This window comes from Bradyrhizobium sp. Bra64, assembly GCF_024519875.1.
In the GTDB taxonomy this organism is placed as follows: Bacteria; Pseudomonadota; Alphaproteobacteria; order Rhizobiales; family Xanthobacteraceae; genus Bradyrhizobium; species Bradyrhizobium japonicum_G.
Window position 1 is genome coordinate 154,485 of the sequence record NZ_JALJRD010000011.1, and the last position, 25,297, is coordinate 179,781.

The 25,297-nt window shown below is 65.1% G+C and carries 30 protein-coding genes; 24 read left to right on the forward strand and 6 right to left on the reverse strand.

Going from position 1 to position 25,297, the window contains the following annotated elements; all coding sequences use genetic code 11:
• Positions 1–13: 13 nt before the first annotated feature.
• The 9 genes from NR187_RS26875 to adhP all read left to right on the forward strand — a co-directional run bounded on the left by NR187_RS26875 (position 14) and on the right by adhP (position 7,947).
• Positions 14–820, forward strand: coding sequence for a xanthine dehydrogenase family protein subunit M (locus NR187_RS26875; RefSeq protein WP_211385195.1), 807 nt, complete (start codon positions 14–16; stop codon positions 818–820).
• A gap of 63 nt (positions 821–883) precedes the next feature.
• Positions 884–1,807, forward strand: a complete 924-nt coding sequence (locus tag NR187_RS26880; protein ID WP_211385194.1) for a MoxR family ATPase — start codon at positions 884–886, stop codon at positions 1,805–1,807.
• Positions 1,808–1,885: 78 nt separating this feature from the next.
• Positions 1,886–3,088, forward strand: coding sequence for a VWA domain-containing protein (locus tag NR187_RS26885; RefSeq protein WP_211385193.1), 1,203 nt, complete (start codon positions 1,886–1,888; stop codon positions 3,086–3,088).
• A 10-nt stretch (positions 3,089–3,098) separates the two neighbouring features.
• Entirely contained in the window at positions 3,099–3,422 is a 324-nt protein-coding gene (locus NR187_RS26890) for an XdhC family protein (RefSeq protein WP_008564652.1), read from the forward strand.
• Between the two features lie 2 nt (positions 3,423–3,424).
• A complete protein-coding gene (locus NR187_RS26895; RefSeq protein WP_211385192.1) occupies positions 3,425–4,126 on the forward strand; it encodes an XdhC family protein in 702 nt (233 codons plus the stop codon).
• On the forward strand, positions 4,123–5,727 hold the full coding sequence (locus NR187_RS26900) for an NTP transferase domain-containing protein (RefSeq protein WP_256808245.1): 1,605 nt from the start codon (positions 4,123–4,125) through the stop codon (positions 5,725–5,727). Before NR187_RS26895 ends, NR187_RS26900 begins: the two co-directional genes overlap by 4 nt.
• 194 nt (positions 5,728–5,921) lie before the next feature.
• Positions 5,922–6,311 (forward strand): DUF4189 domain-containing protein, encoded by a 390-nt coding sequence (locus tag NR187_RS26905; protein WP_211385190.1) that lies wholly within the window; start codon positions 5,922–5,924, stop codon positions 6,309–6,311.
• A 63-nt stretch (positions 6,312–6,374) separates the two neighbouring features.
• Entirely contained in the window at positions 6,375–6,785 is a 411-nt protein-coding gene (locus tag NR187_RS26910; protein WP_211385189.1) for a DUF2000 family protein, read from the forward strand.
• A 136-nt stretch (positions 6,786–6,921) separates the two neighbouring features.
• A complete protein-coding gene (gene adhP, locus NR187_RS26915; RefSeq protein WP_211385188.1) occupies positions 6,922–7,947 on the forward strand; it encodes an alcohol dehydrogenase AdhP in 1,026 nt (341 codons plus the stop codon).
• A gap of 49 nt (positions 7,948–7,996) precedes the next feature.
• Here the strand turns inward: adhP and NR187_RS26920 are convergent, their stop codons facing one another.
• The 3 genes from NR187_RS26920 to NR187_RS26930 are packed head-to-tail and all read right to left on the reverse strand — an operon-like array spanning position 7,997 to position 9,231.
• The gene (locus NR187_RS26920) at positions 7,997–8,410 is read right to left on the reverse strand and encodes a GFA family protein (protein WP_256808246.1); all 414 of its coding nucleotides are present in this window, start codon (positions 8,408–8,410) and stop codon (positions 7,997–7,999) included.
• Positions 8,411–8,422: 12 nt separating this feature from the next.
• The gene (locus tag NR187_RS26925; RefSeq protein WP_211385186.1) at positions 8,423–8,899 is read right to left on the reverse strand and encodes an SRPBCC domain-containing protein; all 477 of its coding nucleotides are present in this window, start codon (positions 8,897–8,899) and stop codon (positions 8,423–8,425) included.
• Positions 8,896–9,231 (reverse strand): helix-turn-helix transcriptional regulator, encoded by a 336-nt coding sequence (locus NR187_RS26930; RefSeq protein ID WP_211385185.1) that lies wholly within the window; start codon positions 9,229–9,231, stop codon positions 8,896–8,898. The genes NR187_RS26925 and NR187_RS26930 overlap by 4 nt, the downstream gene beginning before the upstream one ends.
• 109 nt (positions 9,232–9,340) lie before the next feature.
• On the opposite strand from NR187_RS26930, the gene NR187_RS26935 reads away from it, so the two are divergent.
• The 10 genes from NR187_RS26935 (at position 9,341) to NR187_RS26980 (ending at position 18,800) form a co-directional block, all read left to right on the forward strand.
• On the forward strand, positions 9,341–10,018 hold the full coding sequence (locus tag NR187_RS26935; RefSeq protein WP_256808247.1) for a TetR/AcrR family transcriptional regulator: 678 nt from the start codon (positions 9,341–9,343) through the stop codon (positions 10,016–10,018).
• On the forward strand, positions 10,015–10,932 hold the full coding sequence (locus tag NR187_RS26940; protein WP_256808249.1) for an HlyD family secretion protein: 918 nt from the start codon (positions 10,015–10,017) through the stop codon (positions 10,930–10,932). The genes NR187_RS26935 and NR187_RS26940 overlap by 4 nt, the downstream gene beginning before the upstream one ends.
• The gene (locus NR187_RS26945) at positions 10,929–11,861 is read left to right on the forward strand and encodes an ABC transporter ATP-binding protein (RefSeq protein ID WP_211385184.1); all 933 of its coding nucleotides are present in this window, start codon (positions 10,929–10,931) and stop codon (positions 11,859–11,861) included. Before NR187_RS26940 ends, NR187_RS26945 begins: the two co-directional genes overlap by 4 nt.
• Complete coding sequence (locus NR187_RS26950) at positions 11,858–13,021, forward strand: ABC transporter permease (protein WP_256808250.1); 1,164 nt, start codon at positions 11,858–11,860, stop codon at positions 13,019–13,021. The genes NR187_RS26945 and NR187_RS26950 overlap by 4 nt, the downstream gene beginning before the upstream one ends.
• A 29-nt stretch (positions 13,022–13,050) precedes the next feature.
• Positions 13,051–14,358: an adenylate/guanylate cyclase domain-containing protein gene (locus NR187_RS26955; protein WP_211385182.1), complete on the forward strand. Its 1,308-nt coding sequence runs from the start codon at positions 13,051–13,053 to the stop codon at positions 14,356–14,358.
• Positions 14,359–14,502: 144 nt separating this feature from the next.
• Positions 14,503–14,712 (forward strand): hypothetical protein, encoded by a 210-nt coding sequence (locus NR187_RS26960; RefSeq protein WP_211385181.1) that lies wholly within the window; start codon positions 14,503–14,505, stop codon positions 14,710–14,712.
• A 108-nt stretch (positions 14,713–14,820) separates the two neighbouring features.
• Positions 14,821–15,552, forward strand: coding sequence for a GntR family transcriptional regulator (locus NR187_RS26965; protein WP_211385180.1), 732 nt, complete (start codon positions 14,821–14,823; stop codon positions 15,550–15,552).
• A 48-nt stretch (positions 15,553–15,600) separates the two neighbouring features.
• A complete protein-coding gene (locus NR187_RS26970) occupies positions 15,601–16,842 on the forward strand; it encodes an MFS transporter (RefSeq protein ID WP_211385179.1) in 1,242 nt (413 codons plus the stop codon).
• A gap of 22 nt (positions 16,843–16,864) precedes the next feature.
• Positions 16,865–17,758, forward strand: a complete 894-nt coding sequence (locus tag NR187_RS26975) for an amidohydrolase (RefSeq protein WP_256808252.1) — start codon at positions 16,865–16,867, stop codon at positions 17,756–17,758.
• Positions 17,759–17,885: 127 nt separating this feature from the next.
• Entirely contained in the window at positions 17,886–18,800 is a 915-nt protein-coding gene (locus NR187_RS26980; protein ID WP_256808253.1) for a PhzF family phenazine biosynthesis protein, read from the forward strand.
• Position 18,801: 1 nt separating this feature from the next.
• Here NR187_RS26980 and NR187_RS26985 read toward each other — a convergent pair whose 3' ends face one another.
• Both NR187_RS26985 and NR187_RS26990 read right to left on the reverse strand, forming a co-directional pair.
• On the reverse strand, positions 18,802–19,263 hold the full coding sequence (locus NR187_RS26985) for a DUF488 family protein (protein WP_211385176.1): 462 nt from the start codon (positions 19,261–19,263) through the stop codon (positions 18,802–18,804).
• A gap of 9 nt (positions 19,264–19,272) precedes the next feature.
• Positions 19,273–20,094, reverse strand: a complete 822-nt coding sequence (locus tag NR187_RS26990) for a DUF72 domain-containing protein (protein WP_211385175.1) — start codon at positions 20,092–20,094, stop codon at positions 19,273–19,275.
• Between the two features lie 118 nt (positions 20,095–20,212).
• Here NR187_RS26990 and NR187_RS26995 point away from each other — a divergent pair, with 118 nt between their 5' ends.
• The 4 genes from NR187_RS26995 (at position 20,213) to NR187_RS27010 (ending at position 23,799) form a co-directional block, all read left to right on the forward strand.
• Positions 20,213–20,593: a hypothetical protein gene (locus tag NR187_RS26995; protein WP_211385174.1), complete on the forward strand. Its 381-nt coding sequence runs from the start codon at positions 20,213–20,215 to the stop codon at positions 20,591–20,593.
• Positions 20,594–20,684: 91 nt separating this feature from the next.
• Positions 20,685–20,879, forward strand: coding sequence for a hypothetical protein (locus NR187_RS27000; RefSeq protein ID WP_211385173.1), 195 nt, complete (start codon positions 20,685–20,687; stop codon positions 20,877–20,879).
• Between the two features lie 265 nt (positions 20,880–21,144).
• Positions 21,145–22,290, forward strand: a complete 1,146-nt coding sequence (locus tag NR187_RS27005) for a glycosyltransferase family 2 protein (RefSeq protein ID WP_211385172.1) — start codon at positions 21,145–21,147, stop codon at positions 22,288–22,290.
• Between the two features lie 6 nt (positions 22,291–22,296).
• Complete coding sequence (locus NR187_RS27010; protein WP_211385171.1) at positions 22,297–23,799, forward strand: glycosyltransferase family 39 protein; 1,503 nt, start codon at positions 22,297–22,299, stop codon at positions 23,797–23,799.
• Between the two features lie 197 nt (positions 23,800–23,996).
• On the opposite strand, the gene NR187_RS27015 is transcribed toward NR187_RS27010, so the two are convergent.
• Complete coding sequence (locus tag NR187_RS27015; protein ID WP_211385170.1) at positions 23,997–24,452, reverse strand: MaoC/PaaZ C-terminal domain-containing protein; 456 nt, start codon at positions 24,450–24,452, stop codon at positions 23,997–23,999.
• A gap of 279 nt (positions 24,453–24,731) precedes the next feature.
• Between NR187_RS27015 and NR187_RS27020 the strand changes: the two genes are divergently transcribed.
• Positions 24,732–25,193: a MaoC/PaaZ C-terminal domain-containing protein gene (locus tag NR187_RS27020; protein WP_211385169.1), complete on the forward strand. Its 462-nt coding sequence runs from the start codon at positions 24,732–24,734 to the stop codon at positions 25,191–25,193.
• The last annotated feature ends 104 nt before the right edge of the window (positions 25,194–25,297 follow it).

Here is a 25,297-nt window from a genome sequence, read left to right on the forward strand (position 1 = left end):
TCAGGACATTCAGATGTACGAATTCAAATACCATCGCCCCGGGACCGTTCGGCAGGCCGCCAACCTCCTGGTGAAGAACGAAGACGCCAAGGTGATCGCCGGCGGCCACACGCTGATACCCGTCATGAAGCAGCGTCTCGCCAGCCCGCCGCATTTGGTCGACCTCTCCCATATCGAGGGACTGGGCACGATCGAGATGAAGGGCCGCTCGCTGGTGATCGGCGCCACCGCCAGGCATGCGGAGGTCGCAAGCTCGGCCATCGTCGGCGAAGCGATCCCGGCGCTGGCGAATCTTGCGAGCCAGATCGGCGATCCTGCCGTGCGCCACAAGGGCACGATCGGCGGCTCGCTCGCCAACAACGATCCGACCGCCGATTATCCGGCTGCGGTGCTCGCGCTCGGCGCCACCATTGTCACTAACAAGCGCCGCCTCAAGGCGGAGGAGTATTTCCAGGGCCTGTTCACGACGGCGCTGGAAGCCGACGAGATCATCACCAAGGTGATGTTCCCGCTGCCGAAGAAAGCGGCCTACATCAAGTTTCGCAACCAGGCTTCGCGTTACGCGCTGGTCGGCGTGTTCGTGGCTCGGCGTCCGTCGGATGTGCGGGTCGCCGTCACCGGTGCCGGCTCCGAAGGCGTGTTCCGCGTCGCCGCGTTCGAGGAAGCGCTGAAGAAGCGCTTCGCCGCCAAGGCGCTCGAGGGTATCGAGGTGCCCGCGGAAGGCCTCAACAGCGACATCCACGGCAGCGCCGAATATCGCGCACACCTGATCGGGGTGTTGACGCGCCGCGCTCTCGATGCCGCCAATGCCAAGGAATGAGCGGGCCGGATCGACTGGCCCGACACCTGCCCCCGGTAAGGGCTTAGCGAGACTGGCTCTTTCATGACTCTCACGGCCAATACTTCCGGGGCCTTGCCGGCATCGGTCGATGCGATGCTCGAACTCCTGACGTCGCGCGGCTACCTCGCGGAGCGGTCGCTGGCCACGGTGACCTATCTGTCGCTGCGCATGGGCCGGCCGCTGTTCCTGGAGGGCGAAGCCGGCGTCGGCAAGACCGAGATCGCGAAGGTGCTGTCGGCAGCGTTGGGGCGGAAGCTGATCCGCCTGCAATGCTACGAAGGCCTCGACGTCTCCTCGGCGGTCTACGAATGGAACAGCGCCGCGCAGATGATCGCGATCCGGATGGCGGAGGCCGCCGGCGACACCGACCGCGATCAGCTCTCGAGCGACATCTTCGCCGATCGCTACATGATCAAGCGGCCGCTGCTCCAGGCGCTGCAGCCCGACGTTGCCGGCCCGCCGGTGCTTCTGATCGACGAGCTCGACCGCGCCGACGAGGCGTTCGAGGCTTACCTCCTTGAAATCCTCAGCGACTTCCAGGTGACGATCCCCGAATTCGGCACCGTGAAGGCGCCGAGTCCGCCGATCGTGATCATCACCTCAAACCGCACCCGCGAGATCCACGACGCGCTGAAGCGGCGCTGTCTCTATCACTGGGTCGATTATCCCGCCGCCGAGCGCGAGCTCGCGATCGTCAAGTCGCGCGTGCCCGGCATCTCCGCGAAACTGTCGCAGCAGGTCGTGCGCTTCGTGCAGGCGCTGCGCAACCAGGATTTCTACAAATCGCCGGGCGTCGCCGAGACCATCGACTGGGCGACTGCTTTGTCCGAGCTCGACGCCCGCTCGCTGACCCCGCAAGTGGTCGGCGACACGCTGGGCGCGCTGCTCAAGTACCAGGACGACATCACCCGGATGCAGGGCGACACCCTGCAGAAGGTGCTGAAGGAAGCGACGAGCGAGGATTGATCTCGCGTCAAATCGAGTCCGTCATTTCGGGCTCGATGCTGCGCATCGCCCCGGAATGACGGGAAGATTGGTACGATCATGGCCATCAACCACCTTGCGCCCGAGCAAACCGAGCAGTTCGCCGACAACATCGTCGGCTTTGCCCGCGCGCTCCGCGCGGCCGGCATGCCGGTCGGGCCGGGCGCCGTCATCGATGCCATGAGCGCGCTGCAGGTGATCGACATCGGCAATCGCGCCGACGTATTCACCACGCTGGAGGCGATCTTCGTCAAGCGCCACGAGCATGCGCTGATCTTCAAGCAGGCCTTCAACCTGTTCTTCCGCGCCTCGGAAGAGTGGAAGCATATGCTGGATTCGGTGCCGCTGCCGGAACAGGCCAAGAAGAAGCCGCAGGCCGGCTCGCGCCGCGTGCAGGAGGCGATGTCGCAGCCGCGCATGACCGAGACGCCGCAGCACCAGGAGCAGGATCTGCGCCTGTCGGTCTCCGACAAGGAGATCCTTCAGAAGAAGGATTTTGCGCAGATGAGCGCGGCGGAGATCACCGAGGCGCTCCGCGCCGTCGAGCGGATGCGATTGCCGCAGGCCGAGCTCCTGACACGCCGGCACCGGCCCGATCCGCGCGGGCTTCGCCTCGATCTGCGCCGCACCTTGCGCGCATCGCTCCGCACCGGCGGCGAAATCATCGACATCCATCGCCTCGGGCGGATCGAGAAGCCGGCGCCGATCGTCGCGCTGCTCGACATCTCGGGCTCAATGAGCGAGTATACCCGCCTGTTCCTGCATTTCCTGCACGCCATCGGGGACGCGCGAAAGCGCGTCTCGGTGTTCCTGTTCGGCACCCGGCTGACCAACGTCACCCGGGCGCTGCGGCAGCGTGATCCGGACGAGGCGCTCGCGAGCTGCTCGGCCTCGGTCGAGGACTGGGCCGGCGGCACGCGGATCTCGGCCTCGCTGCACAACTTCAACAAATTGTGGGCACGGCGCGTGCTCAGCCAGGGCGCCATCGTGCTGCTGATCTCCGACGGGCTGGAGCGGGAGGCCGATTCCAAGCTTGCCTTCGAGATGGACCGGCTGCACCGCTCCTGCCGGCGGCTGATCTGGCTCAACCCGCTGCTGCGGTTCGGCGGCTTCGAGGCCAAGGCGCAGGGCATCAAAATGATGCTCCCGCACGTTGACGAATTCCGCCCGGTACATAATTTGAGTTCGATCCAGGAGCTGATCGCCACGCTCTCCCGGCCACTGCCGCCGCATCACCGCAGCCTGATCCGCTCCGCAGCCTGAGAGGTCCACCATGCTCGATCGCGACGAGGATATCCTGAAGGCGGCGGAGGACTGGCAGAAGGCCGGCCGTGGCGTCGCGCTGGCGACCGTTGTCGAGACCTGGGGCTCCGCGCCGCGCCCGGCGGGCTCCAGCCTCGTCATCAACGACGAGGGCACGTTCCTGGGTTCGGTCTCCGGCGGCTGCGTCGAGGGTGCCGTGGTCACCGAGGCCATGGACGTGATCGAGAGCGGCAAGCCGAAAATGCTGGAGTTCGGCGTCGCCGACGAGACCGCCTGGAATGTCGGGCTGTCCTGCGGCGGAACCATTCGCGTCTTCGTCGAGAAAGTCGGTTAGCCGTGAAGCTCGATATCCTGCACGAACTCAATGCCGAGCGCGCCGCGCGCCGGCCGGTGATCCTGGTGACGGACACCGAGAGCGGCGAGCAGCGCCTGGTGAAGGCGAAGGATTTCGCGAAAGACCCGCTGGGCGCGGAGCTTGAAAAACAGCTTCGCATGGGCAAGAGCGCCAATGTCGAGGCCGGCGGCAAGAAGCTGTTCCTCAACGTCTACGCGCCCACGGCGAAGCTCGTCATCGTCGGCGCGGTCCATATCAGCCAGGCCCTGGCGCCGCTGGCGCGCTCGCTCGGCTATGACGTCACGGTCGTCGATCCGCGTACGGCCTTTGCAAGCCCCGAGCGCTTCCCCGACATTCCGCTGGTCGCGGAATGGCCCGAAACCGCGCTGCCGCCGCTCAACGTCGATGCCTACACCGCCTTCGTCGCAGTGACGCACGATCCCAAGATCGACGATCCCGCGCTGCTCCACGCCTTCGAGCGCAACTGCTTCTATATCGGCGCGCTCGGCTCGCGGAAGACGCATGCCAAACGCGGCGACCGGTTGAGGGCGCAAGGCGCCAGGGACAGCGACATCGCGCGCATCCACGCGCCCATTGGCCTTGCGATCGGCGCGGTCTCGCCGTCCGAGATCGCGGTGTCGATCATGGCCGAGATCACGGCGGTGCTTCGGCTGCCACCCAAAGAAAAAGAAGAAGCGGCATGAAGTTCGGTCCGGCGAGCCCCAGGGATGCGATTGGCGGGGTGACCGTCCACACCCTGCGCCAGGGGCCGCTGGTGCTGAAGAAAGGCACGACGATCGGGCCGGCCGAAGTCGAGGCGCTGGAGCGCGCCGGCATCAAGGACGTCGTCGTGGTGCGGATGGAGGAGGGCGACGTCTCCGAGGATGTCGCGGCCGCCAGCATCGCGCTCGCCGTCGGCGGCGAAGGCATCCATGTCGAGCGCGCTTTCACCGGCCGCGCCAACCTGTTCGCCGCGCGCCCCGGCGTGCTGGTGATCGACCGCGCGGCGGTCGACCGCATCAACAACATCGACGAGGCCATCACCTTTGCGACGCTCACCGCCTTCAAGCCGGTGGTCGAGGGTGAGATGGTCGGCACCGTCAAGATCATTCCCTTTGGCGTCGAAGGAAGCTTGCGCGATGCCGCGGTGGAGGCGGCGGGCACGGACGTCCTGAAGGTCGCGCCTTACGTCATCAAGCGGGTCGGCGTGGTGTCGACGCTGCTGCCGGGCCTGTCCTCCAAGGTGATCGACAAGACGCTGCGCGTCACCGCCGAGCGGCTCGCGCCGGCCGGCGCCGGCATCATCGCGGAGCGGCGGGTCCAGCATGACGAGCATGCGCTGTCGGCCGCGATCAAGGAATTGCTCGGACTTGGCGCCGAGCTCGTCATCGTCTTCGGCGCGTCCGCGATCGCGGACCGGCGCGACGTGATCCCGGCGGCCGTCACCGGCATCGGCGGAGAGATCGAGCATTTCGGCATGCCGGTCGATCCGGGCAATCTGCTTCTGATCGCGCGTGCCGGCGGCGTGCCGGTGCTGGGCGCGCCGGGCTGCGCGCGCTCGCCGGTCGAGAACGGTTTTGATTGGGTGCTGATGCGGCTGCTTGCCGGCATCAAGGTGACGCGCGCCGAGCTGATGGGCATGGGCGTCGGCGGCCTCCTGATGGAGATCGTGACGCGGCCGCAGCCGCGCGCAAAGCCGGAGATCGAGGGCAACAGCCAGGTCGCCGCCATCGTGCTCGCGGCGGGCCGCTCGACCCGGATGGGCGGACCGAACAAGCTGCTCGCCGAGCTCGACGGCAAGAAGCTGGTGCGGATCGCGACCGAGCAGGCGCTGGCCTCGAAGGCTTCCGAGGTCATCGTCGTCACCGGCCATCAGACCGAGCTGGTCGAGCAGGCGCTGCAGGGCCTGAAGGTGCGGTTCGTCAAAAACCCCGATTTCGCTGGCGGCATCGCAAGCTCGGTCAAGGCCGGGATCGCGGCCGTGTCCGAGACCAGTGACGGCGCAGTCGTCTGTCTCGGCGACATGCCGCTGATCGATGCCGGCCTGATCGACCGCCTCATCGACGGCTTTGCACCGGACCGCGGCAACCTCATCGTCGTGCCCGTCAGCGAGGGCCGCCGCGGCAATCCCGTGCTGTGGTCGCGCCGCTTCTTCAGGGAGCTGATGACGCTCGACGGCGACATCGGCGCGCGGCACTTGATTGCCAAGCACACGGAAGCTGTGTCCGAAGTGCCGGTCGATGGCGAGAGTGCCTTCCTCGACATCGACACGCCGCAGGCGCTTGAAGCAGCGCGGCGGGGATGACGCTGCCGTAGGTGGGCAAAGGCGCGTAGCGCCGTGCCCACCATTTCTCCACATGATGATCCGCGATCGGTGGGTACGCTTCGCTTTGCCTACCCTACGAAGCACTTTCCAACGATTTCAACTCCCCGTTCACCATCTGGAAACGACCGCCGCTTAGAGTCGCTCCCACCTGCCTTGGGGGGAGGGGTTTTTCCATGGCTTCGACCATCGTCGCGCGCCGTTGCGCGATGTTTTTCTTTGCGCTGTCGGTTTGTGTGACGGGTGCCCGCCACATCACGGATGCGCATGCCGCCGGTGCGATTGCGGTCGGCAAGTGTGGCGCCTATGGCCAGGCGTTTGACTACGTCGCCGAACACGAGGCGCGCGCCGCGGCGCAGAAGCAGTGCAAGGGCGACTGCACGACCGTGACGATGAAGCGCGCCTGCGCCGCGATGTCGGTCGATCTGTCAAATCCTTGCGGCGCCTATGGCTATGCCGTCAAGCCGAAGATCTCGGCCTCTCTCAACGCCGCCACCCGCGAATGCTACAAATACGGCGGCAAGGAATGCGTGATCCGCGCCTGGGCCTGCGACGCCAAGGGTTGATTCCTCTTGCTGTCATTTCGGCGATGCGTAGCATCGAGTCCGGAATGACATTTGGGGAGTTGCATGCAGTTCGACACCAAGATCGCCGTCGTGATCCGCACCGATCTTCAGGCCTGGCAGAAGCTCAACGTCGCGGCCTTCCTCACCAGCGGCATCGCCGCGGCCTTTCGGGAATGCATCGGCGAGCCCTATGAGGACGCCACGGGGACCAAATATCAGGCGCTGATCGGCCAGCCGATCCTGATCTACGGCGCCGACGGTCCCGCATTGACGCGCGCGCTCGATCGCGCGCTCACGCGCAACGTGACGCCTGCGGTCTACACCGAGGACATGTTCAGGACCACGCACGACGCCGCCAATCGCGAGGCGGTGAAAGCGGTGGCACGCACTGACCTCAATCTCGTCGGCATCGCCATGCGCGCCGAGCGCAAGGTGATCGACAAGATCGTCGACGGGCTGAAGTTCCATAGCTGACGGCGCTTGGCGCTGTGCCGTCAGCGCGTTGTCATTGTTGAGCCTGCCTGCGCAAACTTTGTGCTGTTTGACTCCCATCAAGGGAGCGCTGCGCGGGCCTCGCTAGTCTGCATCCGCAATGCAACGGAGCAGACCAATGCCGACCATGAAAGCCGCCATCGTCAGACAGTTCGGCAAGCCGCTGGCGATCGAGGACGTGCCGGTGCCGCAGCCCGGTCCCGGCGAAGTCCTGGTCAAGGTGAAAGCGTGCGGCGTCTGCCACACCGATCTGCACGCCGCCTCCGGCGACTGGCCGGTGAAGCCGGTGCCGCCCTTCATCCCCGGTCACGAGGTCGCCGGCATCGTCGCGGCCCTGGGGCCCGGCGTGAAAAACCTGAAGGTCGGCGATGCCGTCGGCGTCGCGTGGCTGCACGACGCCTGCATGTCCTGCGAATATTGCGAGACCGGTTGGGAAACGCTGTGCGAGCACCAGCACAACACCGGCTACAGCGTGAACGGCGGCTTTGCCGAATATGTCATCGCCTCCGCCGCCTTCGCTGCAAAGCTGCCGGCGACGGTCGATTTTGCCGCCATTGCGCCGATCCTGTGCGCGGGCGTCACCACCTACAAGGGATTGAAGGAGACCGAGGCAAGGCCCGGCGAGTGGGTCGTCATCTCAGGCGTCGGCGGGCTCGGCCATGTTGCTGTCCAGTATGCCAAGGCGATGGGACTCAAGGTCGCCGCCGTCGATATCGCCGAGGACAAGCTTGTGCTCGCGCGCGAGTCGGGCGCCGATCTTGCGGTGAACGCGCTTGCTGGCGATGCGGTGGACAAGGTGCTGGCGGCAACCGGGGGCGGGGCCCATGGCGTGCTGGTGACCGCGGTATCGACCGCCGCCTTCGCCCAGGCGCTGAAGATGGTCCGGCGGAAGGGCACCGTCAGTCTCGTCGGCCTGCCGCCGGGCGAATTCCCGACGCCGATCTTCGACGTCGTGCTCAAGCGGATCACCGTGCGCGGCTCGATCGTCGGCACGAGGCGGGATCTCGACGAGGCCATCGCGTTCGCCGCCGACGGCAAGGTCAAGGCCGAGGTGACGAAGGTGCCACTTGCGCAAATCAACGACGTATTCGACCGGATGAAGGCCGGCAAGATCGACGGCCGCATGGTGCTGGATTTTGGCTAAAGCGTTTTCGAGCGAAGTGGATACCGGTTCGCGTCAAGAAAACGTCAACTCACCCAGGCGGCATGCCGGCGAATTTCGGCAGGTCGGGATCGAGACGATCCCAATCATGTCCGCGCGCGGCGTAAGTGACGACTTGCGGCTTGTAGCGGGCGGGCTCGTCGAGGCTTGCGGCGCGGATCGTGAAGATGTCTGGCATTGCGGCGAAGGTCATATAGACCGGCAGGCCGCATTGAATGCAGAAGCCGCGCGTCTTCACGTTGCCGCTGTCGCCGACCATGTCCCAGTGCCTGGCCTCACCCGTCACCGTGACACCGGCGCGCGCGAAGGTCATGTACGAGCCGTGGCCGCTGCCGCTTTCCCGCTGGCAGTCCCGGCACTGGCAGTGATTGCTGAACAGCGGCTCACTGGCAATCGAATAGCGGATCGTGCCGCAGGCGCAGCCGCCGGTATAGGGCTTGTCCATCGTGACGCCTCCTCACTTGCCTTCGCCGGTGACGGCATCGAGCCGCTGCATCACCTTGACCCAACCGTCGCTCATGTTTTGATAAGCGGTGTCGTTCTTCGGCGTTACGAAGCCCGAATGCACAACACTCACGCGCGTCCCTGCTTCGACCGGCGTGAGGGACCAGGTGACGACGGTGTCGAGTGCCGAGCCGTAGCCGGTATTGCCCGCGTCGCCGCCCTTCCAGGCGTAGGCGAGGCGCCGGTTCGGTACGACCTCCAGAACGCGGCAATGGATCGTGCCGTCCCATGCGCCGGCCGGATTGGTCTTGAACGTGAAAGTGTTGCCTTCGACGGCCTCGAAACCGGACGGCGGCATCAGCCAGCGCGCAACGAGCTGGGCGCTGGTCAGCGCTTTCCAGATCGTTTCCGTTGCGTGAGGGAAGACCTCGTCGATGACGATGTCGCGAAAGTTTTCCTGGGTCTCGGCTTTCAATTCGGCTGCACTCACGGATCGATCTCCTTCAAGAGGTCACGCAGATTCTGGAAACGCTCGCGCCAGAACACCCCGTAATGGTCCATCCAGGTGACCAGAGGCTCAAGTCCTTGCGGCGCGGCGCGGTAATAGACATTGCGGCCCTCGGCGCGCTCGGCGACGAGGCCGGCCTGCCTGAGGGACTTCAGGTGCTGCGAGATCGCGCCCTGGGTCACGCCGCTGCCGCGCGTCAGTTCGGCAACGCTGATCTCCTTGCTCTCGAACACGCGCTCGAACACCGCGCGGCGGGTGGGATCGGCGAGGGCGCGCATCACGGTGGTGACGGCATTCGGGGCTGCTTCGATCATGTCAACAAATTAGCGAAGGCTAATGCATTAGTCAATGCTAATTCGTCTCAGTCTTCGGATATCCGATTCTGCAATTGACAATGACTGACTAGTCAGTCAGATATGAGAAATGACAAAGAAGCCCGTCACGCCCCCTGCAAGGGACCGTTCGCCCGACGCTGACCGGGAGGCTGCCGCCCCCGCCTCGAACCGCGCCATTCGCGCAGCGGAGCGGCGCACGGCGATCGTGGACGCCGCGATGGAGGAATTCATCGCGCGCGGCTTTGCCGCGACGCGGCTCGACGACATCGCCAAGCGCGCCGGTGTCGCCAAGGGCACCATCTACCTGCACTTCAAGGACAAGGAATCGATGTTCGAGGAACTGGTGCGCACGGTGATCGTGCCGGTGGTGGAGAAGCTGAATGCACTGCCGCTGCCGGCGGGCTCGGTGCGCGATCTCGTCGAGGCGTTTGCCGGCAGCTTCCTGAAAGAGGTGATCGGCACAAGGCGCGGCGATCTCGTGCGCCTGATCGTGGCGGAGGGGCCGCGCTTTCCGTCCGTGGCCGACTTCTACTACCGCGAGGTCGTCTCGCGCGGGATCGCCGGCATGCGCGCACTGATCGAGCTCGGCATTGCCCGCGGCGAGATCCGCGAGAAGGACCTCGCGCGCTATCCGCAGATCCTGGTCGCGCCCGCGATGATCGCGGTGATCTGGCAGAGCCTGTTCGAGCGGCACGCGCCGCTCGACGCGCAGGACATGCTGCGTGTCCATCTCGATTTGATCTTTGGCGAACGGAGCACGACATGACGCCGTCGCAGAACATCTCTCACCTCATCCTGAGGAGCGCGGAACGCGCGTCTCGAAGATTGCAGGCCCGGCTGCGGCTCCTCGCCCTTCGAGACGCCGCTTTGCGGCTCCTCAGGGTGAGGGTTCGACAGCAGTATCTGCCGCGCCTCTGTTCGATCGTGGTTCTGGTGCTCGCAACCGGCCTTGCCGGCTGCAAGGAGAAGCGCGATGCCGGTTTCCAGGGCTGGGTCGAGGCCGACATGATCTATGTCAGCCCGGACGAAGCGGGCCGGGTGACGAAGCTCGGCGTCCGCGAAGGAGACGAGGTCAAGGTCGGCGATAACCTTTATTCCGTCGACGACGATCTTCAACTCGCCGACCTCAACCAGAACAAGGCGACGCTGGCGAATGCGCAGCAGACCTATGACCGCGCGGCCTCGCTGAGCAAGACCGGCTCGGGCACCCAGGCCAATCTCGATTCCGCGGTGTCGGCCTTGCGCGTTGCCGAGGCACGGGTGGCGACCTCGGAGACGCGGATGGCGCGGCGCAAGGGTTTTGCGCCCGTCGCCGGTACCATCCAGCAGATCTATTTCCGCGAGGGCGAGATGGTGGCGGCGCAGCGGCCGGTGCTCTCGATCATGCCGCCCGGCAACATGAAGCTGCGCTTCTTCGTGCCCGAGACCGAGCTTCCGAAGCTTGCGATCGGCGACACGGTGCGGGTCGTTTGCGACAATTGCGCCGCCGATCTCACCGCAAAGATCTATTTCATCGCGACCTCGGCCGAATACACCCCGCCTGTCATCTACAGCCTCGATGAACGCAGCAAGCTCGTCTATCTGATCCAGGCGCGACCCTCGCGCCCGGACGCCCTGCGGGTGGGACAGCCGATCGACGTCCATCTCAATCCAAAGACTCCGGTGGCGGACAAGCGATGAACGGCGGCAACGGCATCGCGATCGACGTCAAGGGCCTGACCAAATCGTTCGGTGGCCGCGAGGTCGTGCACGATCTGTCGATGCAGGTGAAACGCGGCTCGATCTACGGCTTCCTCGGCCCGAACGGTTCGGGCAAGACCACGACCATCCGCATCCTCTGCGGCCTGCTCACGCCCGACAGCGGCGAGGGCACCTGCCTCGGCTACGATATTCGCCGTGATGCCGAGAAGATCAAGCGCCAGGTCGGCTACATGACCCAGCGCTTCAGCCTCTATCAGGATCTCTCTGTCCGCGAGAATCTCGAATTCGTCGCGCGACTCTATGGATTGGCCGATGCGCGCGGCGCCGCGCGCGACATGATCAAACGGCTCGGGCTCTCGGGCCGCGAGGAGCAGCTTGCGGGCGAACTCTCCGGCGGCTGGAAGCAGCGGCTGGCGCTGGGCGCATGCACGCTGCCCAGTCCGAAATTGCTGCTGCTGGACGAGCCGACCGCCGGCGTCGATCCCAAGGCGCGGCGCGATTTCTGGAACGAGATCCATGCGCTCGCCGCCGACGGTCTCACCGTGCTGGTCTCGACCCACTACATGGACGAGGCCGAGCGCTGCCACGAGATCGCCTATATCGCCTATGGCCATCTGCTGGTGCACGGCACCGTCGAGGAGGTGATCGCGAAATCCGCGCTGACGACCTACACCGTGACGGGCGAGGATCTGAACGGTCTCACCGCCGCGCTCACCGGCAAGCCGGGCGTCGACATGGTCGCGCCGTTCGGCACCTCCTTGCACGTTTCAGGACGCGACGTCGCCGCGCTCGAAGCCAGCATCGCACCATGGCGCGAGAAAAGCGGGCTGCACTGGCACAAGACGTCGCCGTCACTGGAGGACGTGTTCATCGAATTGATGAGCCGTTCCAAGGATAATTTCCAATGAGCGCCGTCGATCGTCCCTCTCCATTGCACGAGCTCCGGGAGCGTTTCGGCTTCTGGAAGCGCTCCTATGCGATGCTGATCAAGGAGTTCATCCAGCTCAGGCGCGACCGCGTGTCGTTCGCGATGATCGTGATGCTGCCGGTGATGCAGCTCCTCCTGTTCGGCTATGCCATCAACACCACGCCGCACAATCTGCCCAGCGCGGTGCTGCTCCAGGAGGACTCCGATCTCGCCCGCTCGATCCTGAAGGCGCTGGAGAACACCGCCTATTTCCGCTTCATCTACGAGGTGCACGACGTCGACGATTTCGACAATTTGCTGAAGTCCGGCAAGGTGCTGTTCGGCGTCGAGATTCCGCGCGGCTTCGAACGGGCGGTGCGGCGCGGCGACAAGCCGGCGCTGCTGGTCGCGGCCGACGCCACCGATCCGGTCGCGGCGAGCGCGGCGATGGGATCGCTCGGCATGCTGGTGCAGACCGCGCTCAAGCACGATCTCTATATCGGCGATCCCCCGGAGATGCCCTTCGAGATCCGCGCGCATGCCCGCTACAATCCGGCCGCCGTCTCCAGCCTCAACATCGTGCCTGGGCTCGTCGGCACCATCCTGACCATGACCATGCTGATCTTCACCGCGCTCTCGGTCACGCGCGAGATCGAGCGCGGTACCATGGAGAGCCTGCTGTCGATGCCGATCAGGCCGGTCGAGGTGATGTTCGGCAAGATCATCCCTTACGTGCTGGTCGGCTTCTTGCAGGCGTTCCTCATCATCGGCATCGGCGTCGGCCTGTTCGGCGTGCCCGTGCTCGGCAACCTGTTCCTGCTGGCGCTGCTCTCGACCCTGTTCATCACCACCAACCTGGCGATCGGCTACACGATCTCGACGCTGGTGCAGAACCAGCTCCAGGCCATGCAGATGTCGATGATGTTCTTCCTGCCGAGCATCCTGCTGTCCGGCTTCATGTTCCCGTTCGCGGGGATGCCGGCCTGGGCGCAATATCTCGGCGAATGCCTGCCGCTGACGCATTACTTGCGCATCGTCCGCGCCATCATGCTGAAGGGCGCGGGCATGCAGAATTTGCAGTTCGACACGCTGGCGCTGGCGACCCTGATGCTGCTCGCCATGACCGTCGCCGTGACGCGCTTCCGCCGCACGCTGGATTGAGGCAAGATGCCCCCGGAATCGAGGGGCAGATGGCCAGGTTTGCGAGCAGGAAGACGCGGCAGCATGCCGTGCTATCGGGCGATTTCGAGCGCGAGCTGACGCGGGAAGTGCTTCGCACCGAGCTGTTGCGGGTGCGGACGCTGATCCTGACGGGCTGCGTCATGACCGTGTCTCTCACCGCCATCTATCTGATCGATCCAGTCGTCGTGAACCGGGTCTGGCGCGGGACGGAAGGGCTTGCCGAGGTCTACGGCCTGCTCGTCGGTTTCATCCTGTTCGAGGTCTGGGTCCACACTCAGATAAGGAAGAACCTCCGGCTCGATCGCGACCTGCCGGTGACCCGGCGCTATATCGGTGCGCTGATTGAGACGTCGCTGCCGACGGTGATCCTGATCCTGCAGATCCGGACCATCGGCGCGAGCCAGGCGCTCGGCTTCGCCGTACCGCTGATGTACTTCATCTTCATCATTCTCTCGACCCTGCGACTCGATTTTCGGCTCTCGACCTTCACCGGCTTTATCGCCGCGGCTGAACTGCTCGTCGTGGCGCTGATTTACGATCCCGCCAGCGGCGCCGGCGAGCCGCAGGCCTATTTCCACGCGGTGCGCAGCACCATCATCCTGGTCTGCGGCGTGCTCGCGGGCGCGGTCGGCGCGCAACTCCGGCGCCAATTCGCGGCGAGCATTGCCGCGGCCACCGCGCGCGACCGGGTGACGAACTTGTTCGGCCAGCACGTTTCACCTCAGGTGGTCGAGCGGCTGATGGCGGCGGGCACCAGCGCGGCCGGCGACCTGCGCCGCGTCGCCGTGATGTTCGTCGATTTTCGCGGCTTCACCGCCGGCGCACAGTCGCGCACCCCGCAGGAGGTGGTCGACCGGCTCGACGGCGCCTTCGCGGTGCTGGTCGACATCCTCGACCGCCAGGGCGGCATCGTGAACAAGTTTTTGGGCGACGGCTTCCTCGCGCTGTTCGGTGCGCCGCTGGAGGCCTCCGATGCCGCGCATCGCGCGGTCGCCGCGGGCCGCGAGATGCTGACCGCGATGGATCGCATCAATGCAAAGACGAGTTGGCCGCTCAGAATCGGCATCGGCATTCATTTCGGCGAGGTCGTCGCCGGCAACATCGGCTCGCCCCGGCGCAAGGAATACACCGTCATTGGCGACACCGTGAACTTCGCCTCGCGGCTGGAGGCGCTGAACAAGGAGTTCGGCTCGCAGTTCCTGATCTCCGCGTCGGTGCGCGAGGTGCTGGGCGACGACGGCAAGGATGCCGTCGCGCTGGGCGAGGTCGAGGTGCGCGGCTACGAGCAGAAGGTCGCGGTGTTTCAACTGGGGTAGCGCGCGTTCAAATGCGAGTCGCGGTTCGTTGAAGCAGGTCGCGTTCCGTTGAAGGCGCGTGATGAAATATCCCTGCTAGCTTTGGCGTCTTGCACTGTGGAAGCCGAAACGTCTCGGCGTCCCTTTGTCACCTGGAGAAAGCCAATGACTAGATTGCCCTTTATTGCGGCCGCCCTGATCGCCGCCGCCGTCACCCAGACCGAGGCCGCAGCCGCGCGCGACATCGCCCCGCGGCGTGCCGCGACCCAGGCGATGGCGGACTGCGTCAGAGCTCCGGCGGTGGGCGCGTATGCCACTGCGCCCTACAAGCAGCCGCCTTGCCTGCCGAGCACGACGTACTCGTACGCGTACTAACGATCGGGGCAGACGACGCCGGGCTGGTGAAGTTCGCCGGTCCGGCGTCCGCCGGAGGTATTTACGTAGCGCTTGACTCGGTTGTCATCTAGTCATCTATATGACTATATGAATTCAGCTCCGCGCGACGACCGCCTGCCACGCTACCAGCGCCTGCGCGACGACCTCGCCGCGCGGATCAACCGCAATGAATGGCGGCCGGGCGAGCCGATCCCGTCGGAGGCCGAGTTGGCTGCGCATTACGGCGTTGCGATCGGTACCGTGCGCAAGGCAATCGACCAGCTCGTCGCGGATACCGTGCTGGAACGGCAGCAGGGCCGCGGCACGTTCGTGCGCCGCGCGCGCTTCAACTCCTCGCTGTTCCGCTTCTTCCGCTTCCAGTCCGAAAGCGGCGAGCGGCGCGTACCGAAGAGCCGCATCATCAGGCGCAAGAGCGTGCCGGCGACCTCGGCTGTCGCGTCCGCGCTGCGCATTCCGGTCGGCGAGCCCGTGATCAGCCTGTCGCGCCTGCGGTTGATCGACGATGTGCCGCTGCTCGCCGAAGAGATATGGCTGCAGCAGTCGCGCTTCGCGCCGATCCTTCAGATCGACACCGCCGAATTCGGCGACCTCCTGTATCCGCTCTACGAGGAGCGCTGCGGCGAGATCGTTGTCTCCGCCGAGGAAATTCTGACGGTCGAGACCGCCAACGAGATGCAGGCGCGCCTGCTCAGGCTCGAGGCCCATGCGCCGCTGATCGTGATCGAGCGCCTCGCGCTCGACCTCGAGCGACGGCCGATCGAATGGCGCCGGTCGCGCGGGCCGGCCGACCGCTTCCGCTACCACGCCGAGATCAGGTGAAGCGGCCTTTCAACGACATCAACAAATAAACGAGTACAGGGGGAAACAATGTCAAACTGGTACAGCGAAAGCTCGCCGCTGGAGCGGCGCACGTTCTGGGCAAGCTTTGGCGGCTGGGCGCTGGATGCGCTCGACGTCCAGATGTTCGGCCTCGCCATTCCCGCGCTGATCGCGGCGTTCGGCATCAGCAAGGCCGATGCGGGCCTGCTCGGCTCGGTCACGCTGTTCTTCGGCGCGTTCGGCGGCTGGCTCGGCGGCGCACTCGGCGACCGCTTCGGCCGCGTCAAGGCGCTCCAGATCACGGTTCTGACCTTTGCGCTCGCGACCTTCGCCTGCGCGTTCGCGATGACCTACACCCAGCTGCTGGTCCTGAAGGCGATCCAGGGGCTCGGCTTCGGCGCCGAATGGGCCTGCGGCGCCGTGCTGATGGCCGAGATCATCCGCCCCGAGCATCGCGGCAAGGCGCTGGGCTCGGTGCAGAGCGCGTGGGCGGTCGGCTGGGGCGCGGCGGTGCTGCTGTCGGCGCTGGCCTTCACTTATGCGCCGGCCGACATCGGCTGGCGGCTGCTGTTCGCGCTGGGACTCTTGCCCGCGCTCCTCATCATCTTCATCCGTCGCGGCTTGAAGGAGCCGCCACGTGCCGTCGCAGCCGACAAAACGCCGTTCTTCGCCACGCTGTCGGGTATCTTCCACCGCGACGTCCTGCGCGCGACGCTGATCGGCGGATTGTTCGGCATCGGTGCCCATGGCGGCTACGCTGCGCTTACCACCTTCCTGCCGACTTACTTGCGCGAGGTGCGGCATCTGTCGGTGCTGGGCTCCAGCGGCTATCTCGCCGTCATCATCGTCGCTTTCTTCTGCGGCTGCGTCACCAGCGGAATCGTCAGCGATCGGATCGGCCGCAGGGCCAATGTCGCCTTGTTCGCCAGCGCCTGCATCGTCACCGTGCTGGTCTATATCTTCGCGCCGCTGACCAACGGCGAGATGCTGGTGCTCGGATTTCCGCTCGGCTTCTTCTCGGCCGGAATCCCTGCGAGCATGGCCGCGCTGTTCAGCGAGCTCTATCCTGCCGGCGTGCGCGGCACCGGCGTCGGCTTCTGCTACAATTTCGGCCGCATCGTTTCCGCCGCGTTCCCGTTTCTGGTCGGTTTCCTCAGCGACCGTATCGGGCTCGGGCCGGCGATCGGCATCGATGCGGCGTTCGCCTATTCGCTGGTGTTGATCGCGGTGGTCCTGCTGCCCGAGACCCGCGGCAAGGTCTTTGAACAGACCGCCGCGACGCGCGCCTGACGCGGAATGGGGAGGATCTGCCATGGCACTCGGCCAGCGCCACCTCACGCGCCGCCGGTTTGCCGCGGGCCTCGCATCGCTCGTGACGATGGCCGCGACCATAGCCAGGAGTAAGGCGGCCTTGCCGACGATCGATACCCACGCCCATGTCTTCCATCGCGGCCTCAAGCTCGCGCCGGGCCGGCGCTATGCGCCCGACTACGACGCGCCGCTCGCGCTTTATCTGGAGCAGCTCGACCGCAACGGCATGACCCATGGCGTGCTGGTGCAGCCGAGCTTTCTCGGTACCGACAATTCCTACCTGGTCGAATGTCTGAAACAGGCGGGGGGCCGCCTGCGCGCCATCGCCGTGATCGATCCCACGATCACCGCGGACGAACTGCGCGCGCTCGACCGCGCCGGCGTGGTCGGCATCCGTCTCAATCTCGTCGGCCAACCCCTGCCGGATTTAGGCGCTGCCGAATGGAAGGCGCTGCTGGCAGAGGTGAAAACCATGGGCTGGCAGGTCGAAATCCAGCGCAATGCCACCGATCTCGCCGTGCTCGCGCCGCAGCTTCTCGATCGCGGCGTCTCCGTCGTGCTCGATCACTATGCGCTGCCCGATCCGAAGCTCGGCGTCGACGATTCCGGCTTTCGCTCGGTGCTGAAGCTCGGTGCGACGCGGAACGTCTGGGTCAAGATTTCCGCGCCGTATCGTAACGGCGCGGCCGGCGAAGACCTTGCGAAGGCGGCCTATCCGCTGCTGCGCGACGCTTACGGACCTGATCGCCTGTTGTGGGGCAGCGACTGGCCGCACACGCAGTTCGAGGCGTCGCAGGCTTACGCGAATAACCGGCAATTTCTCGACGCGCTGATCGCCGATCAAAGCGAGCGCGCGCAAGTGCTGGCGTCGCCGCGTCCGCTCTTCCGCTTCTGAATTTCGCTTTGCGCGATTGCTCCGATTGCTCCGAATTTTGGGGCATGACGAGCGATGTCGACGGCCTGTAGAGTGCCGGCGATGCGGCGCGCTCGTGGCCGCGACTTGTGTGAAGAGGAAGCGAACGATGCAGCGCCGCTACATCACCGTCGACGTGTTCACCGACCGCGCTTTCGGCGGCAACCAGCTCGCCGTCGTGCTCGATGCCGGCGGGCTTTCGACCGCGCAGATGCAGGCGATCGCGATCGAGTTCAACTATTCCGAGACCACCTTCGTGCTGCCGCCGCGCGACAAGGCCAATGACGCCGAGGTGCGCATCTTCACGCCGGTGAGGGAGCTGCCCTTCGCCGGCCATCCCAATGTCGGTACTGCCTTCGTGCTGGCGAGCCTCGCGAAAGGACCGAAGCCGCGCCTGCTGTTCGAGGAGAAGGCCGGGCTCGTGCCGGTCGATATCGTGAGGGTGCAGGGCCGGGTGGTCAGCACGGAGCTGACGGCGCCCCAGCAATTGTCGCGGCTTGCGCAGCTTTCCACCGCCGAGGTCGCGGCCTGCATCTCCCTGACTGCGGAGGACATCGTGACCGACCACCACGCGCCGCAGGTCGTCGGCGTCGGAACGCCTTTCGTGGTGGCGGAAGTGCGCTCTCGCGATGCCGTGCGACGCGCAAAGCCCGATGCGACCGCTTTCGGCAGGGTATTGCCGCGGGACGGCGCCTTCTCGGTCTATTTCTACACGCGCGACGTGCCTTCGGTGGAGGCGCCATGCGAGCGCCAAGCGCGGATGTTCTTCCCCGGCGCCAGCGGCTTGATCGAGGATCCCGCCACCGGCAGCGCCACGGTCGCCGCCGCCGCGCTGTTCGCCGAGCTCGATCCCACGCGCGATGGCGAATTGAAGCTGACGGTCGGCCAGGGCTTCGACATGGGCCGGCCGAGCCTGCTGCTGACCCGCGTGCGCAAACAGGACGGCAAGATCGTCTCGGCCCATGTCGGCGGCAGCTGCGTGCAGATGATGGAGGGGACGTTCAAGCTGGCGGGGGAAGGGTAGGCTAGACCTGCCGCCCAGCAAGATTCCTCACCGCCACGCCATCGCGCTCCTCGATGACCTCCGCGATCATCTGGCGGTGGCAGTGGGTGTGGTCGCGCTCGTAGCAGAGCAGGCAGACGGGACCGGCCTGCTTCACCAGCGCCGAGAGTTCGTCCATCTCTTCTTTGGCCTGCGGCGTCTTCAGGTGCCGTGCGTAGATCTTCTCCAGCACGTCGTATTGCCCGCTGCGCGCGGCGAGACGACCTTCCTTCGGCGTGCCGAGCGCGGCGAGATGGACATAGGCGATGCCGCGCTCGTCGAGTCCGGCGGATAGCTGCTTCTTGGAAAAGCCCGGCCGCCGCGACGACGTCACCGCGCGCACGTCGACCACGAGCTTGACGCCGGCCTGCTCCAGTTCGTCCAGCACCGCCTTGGGCGGCGTCTGCTCGTAGCCGATGGTGAAGAGCTTCTTCGCCTTTGCCATGAGCGACCCTCAGCTCACCCGTGCGATCAGTTCCATGGCGCCGGCCGGCGCCCGCACCTTGCCCTCGTGGATGACATACGCGAACACGTCGCGCGGCTCCTTCTTCGGCTTGGTCTTGTCAACCTTCGGAAGATCGTCGGGTTCACTGCCCGAGGCCCAGTCCTGAAAGCGTCGGGCCCAGGCATCCAGCTGCTTCGGCGGATAGCAGGTCTTGATCTCGTCATCGCCCTTCTGCAGTCGGGCATAGACGAAATCGCCGGCGACGTCGGCGATCGCCGGATATTTGCCGTGCTCGGCGAACACGACCGGCGTCTCGAATTCGCGGATCAGCGCGACGAAGTCCGGCGTGCAAAAACTGTCGTGGCGAACCTCGACGACATGGCGCAGCGCGCGGCCGTCGAGCTTGCGCGGCAACAGCTCGAGGAACTTGCCGAAATCGGCGCCGTCGAACTTTTTCGTCGGCGCGAACTGCCACAGCGCCGGCCCGAGATGATCGCCGAGTTCCAGCACGCCGGAATCATAGAACCGCTTGATGGAATCCCCGGCCTCGGCGAGCACGCGGCGGTTGGTGGCGAAGCGCGGCCCCTTCACCGAGAACACGAAACCATCAGGCACCTCGCTCGCCCATTTGCGAAAGCTCTCCGGCTTCTGCGAGCCATAGTAGGTGCCGTTGATCTCGATCGAGGTCAGCTTCGAGGCGGCGTAGGACAGCTCCTTCGCCTGCGTCAGCTTCTCCGGATAGAACACGCCGCGCCAGGGCTCGAACGTCCAGCCGCCGATGCCGATGAAGATGTTGCCGGATTTTTTGGACGCGGTTTTTGCTTTGGCCACGGGGAATCTCGCATCGACGAGGAGGGGAGGCCCTGATCCTAATCAAACCAGTTGTGATTGGCCAGTTGCGACGTCCCGTCTAAGCTCGCAGGCGGGACCCGCGAAAAAGGAGAACAAGATGCGGATGGTGATGCTGGGAGCGGCGCTCTTCATGATGACATCTGCTGCCATGACCTCTTCAGTCATGGCGGATGACGACGATTCCAAGGGCGCGCAGAAGCTCGCCATGCAGGGCCGCGACGATTACTGGCATTGCCTGGCGCGGGAATATTCGCGCGACAGCAATCAGGGTCTGTCGGAACAGGACTTCGGCCGCTCGGTCGCGGGCGCCTGTCCCTCGGAGCGACAATATTACCGGGTGGCGTTGCTCGATTATCTCACCACGCAATATCCGGCCATCGATGCCGACGCCCATCTCGCGACTGCGAACAGGGCGGTGGAGTCGGCGCAGAAGGACATCGTGACGGCTTTCGTCAAGCACAGGCCGCCACAGAAATAGCCCCCGTTGACCGTTGCGGTTCGGCAGGCCCTTCCGGCTCCGCGCTCATCCGTGATATCACTGGGCGCAACGGGAACAGGGATGGGCTTCGATGTCGTCTGAGTCGGTGGGTGGCATTTTGGGGGCGATCGTCGCGGCGATCGTGCTTGCGGTCGCCGTCGTCTTCGGGCCGATCGGCCAGTACGGCAAGCCGCCCAAGCCCGCGAAGGTCGAGCCGGCGCCCGCTGCGGTGCCCGCAGCCCCGGCGCCCCGAGGGCCGGTGATCAAGGAAGTCCCGAACCAATAGGGGCTGAAAAGGCGTCTTTCGCCCCTTGCGATGCGGCTTTGTCGTTCCTATCTAACTTTTAACGGCGACGTTGAGCAAAAAACTCCGGCGCTGGGACGACCTTGGAATAGATGGCCTGCGCCGGATGTACGCGCGGTCCGCCGTTCCGGGGTCGTTGGCATTTTAGGGCCCCTTTGGGCCGTTCCCCGCCCCCGAATCGTCAGCACAAGATCCTGGCTGCGCAAGAACTTGGCAGCGCAGCACGCGACGGATATACGCTGCCGTCATGAATGAAGCGATCAGACCGGGCTCCGACAACCCGCCGCAGGCCCCGCAGGCGGCGTCCCCGTCGGCGGAACTGTCGGTCGTCGTCCCGACCTTCAATGAGCGTGACAATGTCACGGTGCTGTACCGGCGGCTGGAGGCGGCGCTGGCCGGCACAGCCTGGGAGGTCGTCTTCGTCGACGACAATTCGCCGGACGGCACCTGGGACGTCGTGCGCGCGCTGGCCCAGCGCGACAGCCGCGTGCGCTGTGTCCGTCGCATCGGCCGCCGCGGCCTGTCCGGCGCCTGCATCGAGGGTATCCTGGCCTCCAGTGCGCCCTATGCGGCCGTGATCGACGCCGACCTCCAGCATGACGAGACGCAACTGCCGAAAATGCTCTCGCTGCTCGCAAGCGGGCAGGCCGACCTCGTCGTCGGCAGCCGTTACATCGAGGGCTACAAGAGCGAAGGCTTCAACAAGCAGCGCGCCGGCGCCAGCGCGCTGGCGACCGAGGTCGCCAAGAAGATGCTGCGGGTCGAGATCGCCGATCCCATGAGCGGCTTCTTCATGGTTCGCCGCGATCGTTTCGAGCAGCTCGCGCCGAAGCTTTCCGTGCACGGCTTCAAGATCCTGCTCGACTTGGTCGCGAGTGCGCATGGCAGCCTGCGCGCCGTCGAAATCCCCTATACGTTCGGCGAACGCCAGCACGGCGAAAGCAAGCTCGATTCCATGGTCGCGCTGGATTTTCTCGGTCTGGTGCTGGCGAAGTTCACCAACGATGCCGTCTCGCTGCGCTTCCTGCTGTTCGCGATGGTCGGCAGCATCGGCCTCGTGGTGCATCTGACGACGCTCTTCATCGCGCTTCAGCTGTTCAAGGCGCCGTTCGCGGAGGCGCAGGCCGCCGGCGCCGTCGTCGCCATGACCAGCAATTTCGTTCTCAACAACTTTCTCACCTATCGCGACCAGCGGCTGAAGGGCTTTGCGCTGCTGGGCGGCCTGATTGCCTTCTACATCGTGTGCAGCGTCGGCCTGCTCGCCAATGTCGGCGTCGCCTTCTCTGTCTACGACCAGGAGCCGATCTGGTGGCTGGCCGGCATGGCCGGTGCGCTGATGGGCGTGGTGTGGAACTACGCGATGTCCGGACTGTTCGTCTGGCGCAAGAAATAACCCACGATGGGCGGGGCTGACGCGCGGATCGTCCGCAACACCGCGCTGGTGATTGTTGCTCTCGTGGTGCTGCGGCTGGTCGCGGCCGCGTTCACGCCGATCACCTTCGACGAAGCCTATTACTGGATGTGGTCGAAGCATCTGGCGGGCGGTTATTACGACCACCCGCCGATGGTCGCCTACGTCATCCGCGCCGGCACCATGATCGCCGGCGACACCGAGTTCGGCGTCCGCCTGGTCTCGATCCTGCTCGCGCTGCCGATGAGCTATGCGGTCTATCGCTCCGCGGCGATCCTGTTCGGCGGCGCGCGCGTGGCGGCGACCAGCGCCATCCTGCTCAATGTCACGATGATGGCCTCGGTCGGCACGCTGATCGTCACGCCCGACGCGCCGCTGCTCGTTGCCTCCAGCTTCGTGCTGTTCTTGCTCGCAAAAGTGCTGGAGACCGGCCGCGGCGTCTGGTGGCTCGCGGTCGGCGCGGCCGTCGGTGCGGCGCTGCTGTCGAAATACACTGCGATGTTCTTCGGCCCGGCGATCCTGATCTGGCTCGCGGCCGTGCCGAAACTGCGGCGCTGGTTTCTCTCGCCCTGGCCATATCTCGGCGGCCTCGTTGCGCTCGCGCTGTTCGCGCCGGTGATCCTCTGGAATGCCGATCATCAATGGGTTTCGTTCGCAAAGCAGCTCGGGCGGGCAAGGATCGAGGACTTCCGTCCGGTCTTCATCGCCGAACTGGTGCCGACCCAGATCGCGTTCGCAACGCCGCTGGTCTTCATCCTCGGCGCGATGGGGCTGCACGCGCTGACCTGGCGCCGCGCCGGCGCGCTGGCCTCGCGCGTGCTGATCGAGACGATGTTCTGGACCATCGTCGCCTATTTCATCTGGCATTCGCTGCATGCGCGCGTCGAGGCCAACTGGTTCGCGCCGGTCTATCCGCCCTTCGTGGTCGCCGCGGCGGCTGCCGCCAATCTCGTGCAGTGGAAGCCGCGCCAGCGGCGCCTCGCTGACTTCTGCCTGCGCTGGGCCGCGCCGGTCGGCATCGTGATGTTCGCAGCGCTGATCGTGCAGGCCAACACCGGCTGGCTGTCCGGGTACCGCCGCGATGCGACCGTGCGCAGCGTCGGCGTCGGCTGGCGCGAGCTCGCCGCGGAGATCGAAGCGGTCCGCGCGCGCAACGGTGCGACCTGCGTACTTGCGCCGGATTACGGCACTACCGGCTGGCTCGCTTTCTATCTGCCGCGCGGCACCTGCGTGGTGCAGCAGAACCAGCGCATCCGCTGGGTCAACATGCCCGAGCCAGATCCAAAGCTGCTTGCGGGCAAGCTGCTCTATGTCGACGAGCTGCGCAGCGACGGCGGTCCCGCCGTCCACGACCTCTTTGCGAAGGTGACGCGAATCGCACAATTGCAGCGCAAGCGCGGGCCGCTGGTGGTCGAGACCTACGGCATCGATCTGCTCGAACATCCCAACGGCGACGTCCTCGACCGCTCGCCGCCGCCGGAAGCGCGGTAGTTCTTCGTTGTTCCAGCGAACGCGTGCGTTCGCTGGAACGGCAGCGACTATTGGGCGGGCAGCCGCGGCTAGGGCGTGTACTCACAAGCAAGGACGCCGCTTGATGTCTGCTATGCCCCTGACAACGGCGGGAAAGCGGGCATAGCGGGACTTCCGCGTTGGGCCAATCAGCAGAAGTCGCCCTGTGCAACCGAGTCCTACACACTCGCGTTCGGTCTCCGCTCAACGAATATGTTGGAGATGCATTCGAGAACGGTTTCGCGCTTTTTGTTGCGCAAGATATTTCGGTTTCGAACGATCCCTCGATCAGGTCTGGATTTCGATTCGCGTATCTCCAGAACCGTCATTTCCAAATCGAGCTCATCACCCGGGCGCACCGGGTTCGGCAGTTTTACCTCGTCCCAACCCAATCCCATGAGCACTTGAAAATGCGGTTGAAGCTGACCAGTCAAAAGGATGTAAATCGCAAAGGTATGTGAACCTGATGCAGTCAGCCCTCCGAAGGCTGAGCGCGCGGCGACTTCTTCGTCGACGTGACGGGGTATCGGATCATATTCCTTCGCAAATCGGATAATACCCTCCTTCGAGACCAGATAGGGCCCAGCCGTGCTGCGGCCTCCGATCTGCAGTTCTTCGAAATAGAGGTTGGCCATCGATGCCTCCACCGGCTGTGGTCAACAGACAATACCAGAAGGGGTCAAGGCAGAAATGGACGATTTGATAGATGTCCGTTGCGGGTCAGAGTGATGAGTCTGGGCGTTCAACCGGCAGATCGGCTTTGCCCCCAACTGCGGACGTGGCCTTGCACCGCGCAAACTTGACGGTTCGTGCCAGAAGGGGACGTGGTGATATTGATCGGCACTGGATATAGTGGCCGAAAGTCAGCCGTTTCATGCCGTCCCCTTCGTTAAACCGCGTGGAGGATTGACCCGATGACCAGCGGATATTTTGAAGATTTCGAAGTCGGCGATAGCCGCAAGGCTGGTCCCTATTTAGTCTCCAAGGCTGAAATCATTCAGTTCGCCAAGCAGTACGACCCCCGGCCTTTCCATATCGATGAGGAAGCTGCCACTCGTTCCGTCTTTGGAGGACTGTCGGCATCTGCCGCCCACACGTTCGCGATCTTCATCTTTCTAACCGACAAAGGGCAGCCTCCGCTCCGTGCACTTGCCGGACTGGGCTGGGAAGAGCTGAGGCTGCCGAATGCGGTACGCCCGGGCGACGAACTCGACTATGAGTCGACTGTCCTAGAGAAGCGCGAGTCGAAGTCGAGACCCGATACGGGAATCCTTCGCGTCCAAGTCCACCTGCACAACCAAAGACGAGAGTCGGTGCTGCAGTGCGTCGGCAGTGTTCTCGTCGCAAGGCGACCGGATGCAAAAGCATCGACGTAGCTGTGAGGTGGATGCGCTCGGTTGGTTTTCCGATCCGATGTCTGTTCCAGGTCACAAGCGCCGATAACGCCGAGAGCGGGAGACTTCCGTTTTTGAGGCAAGGG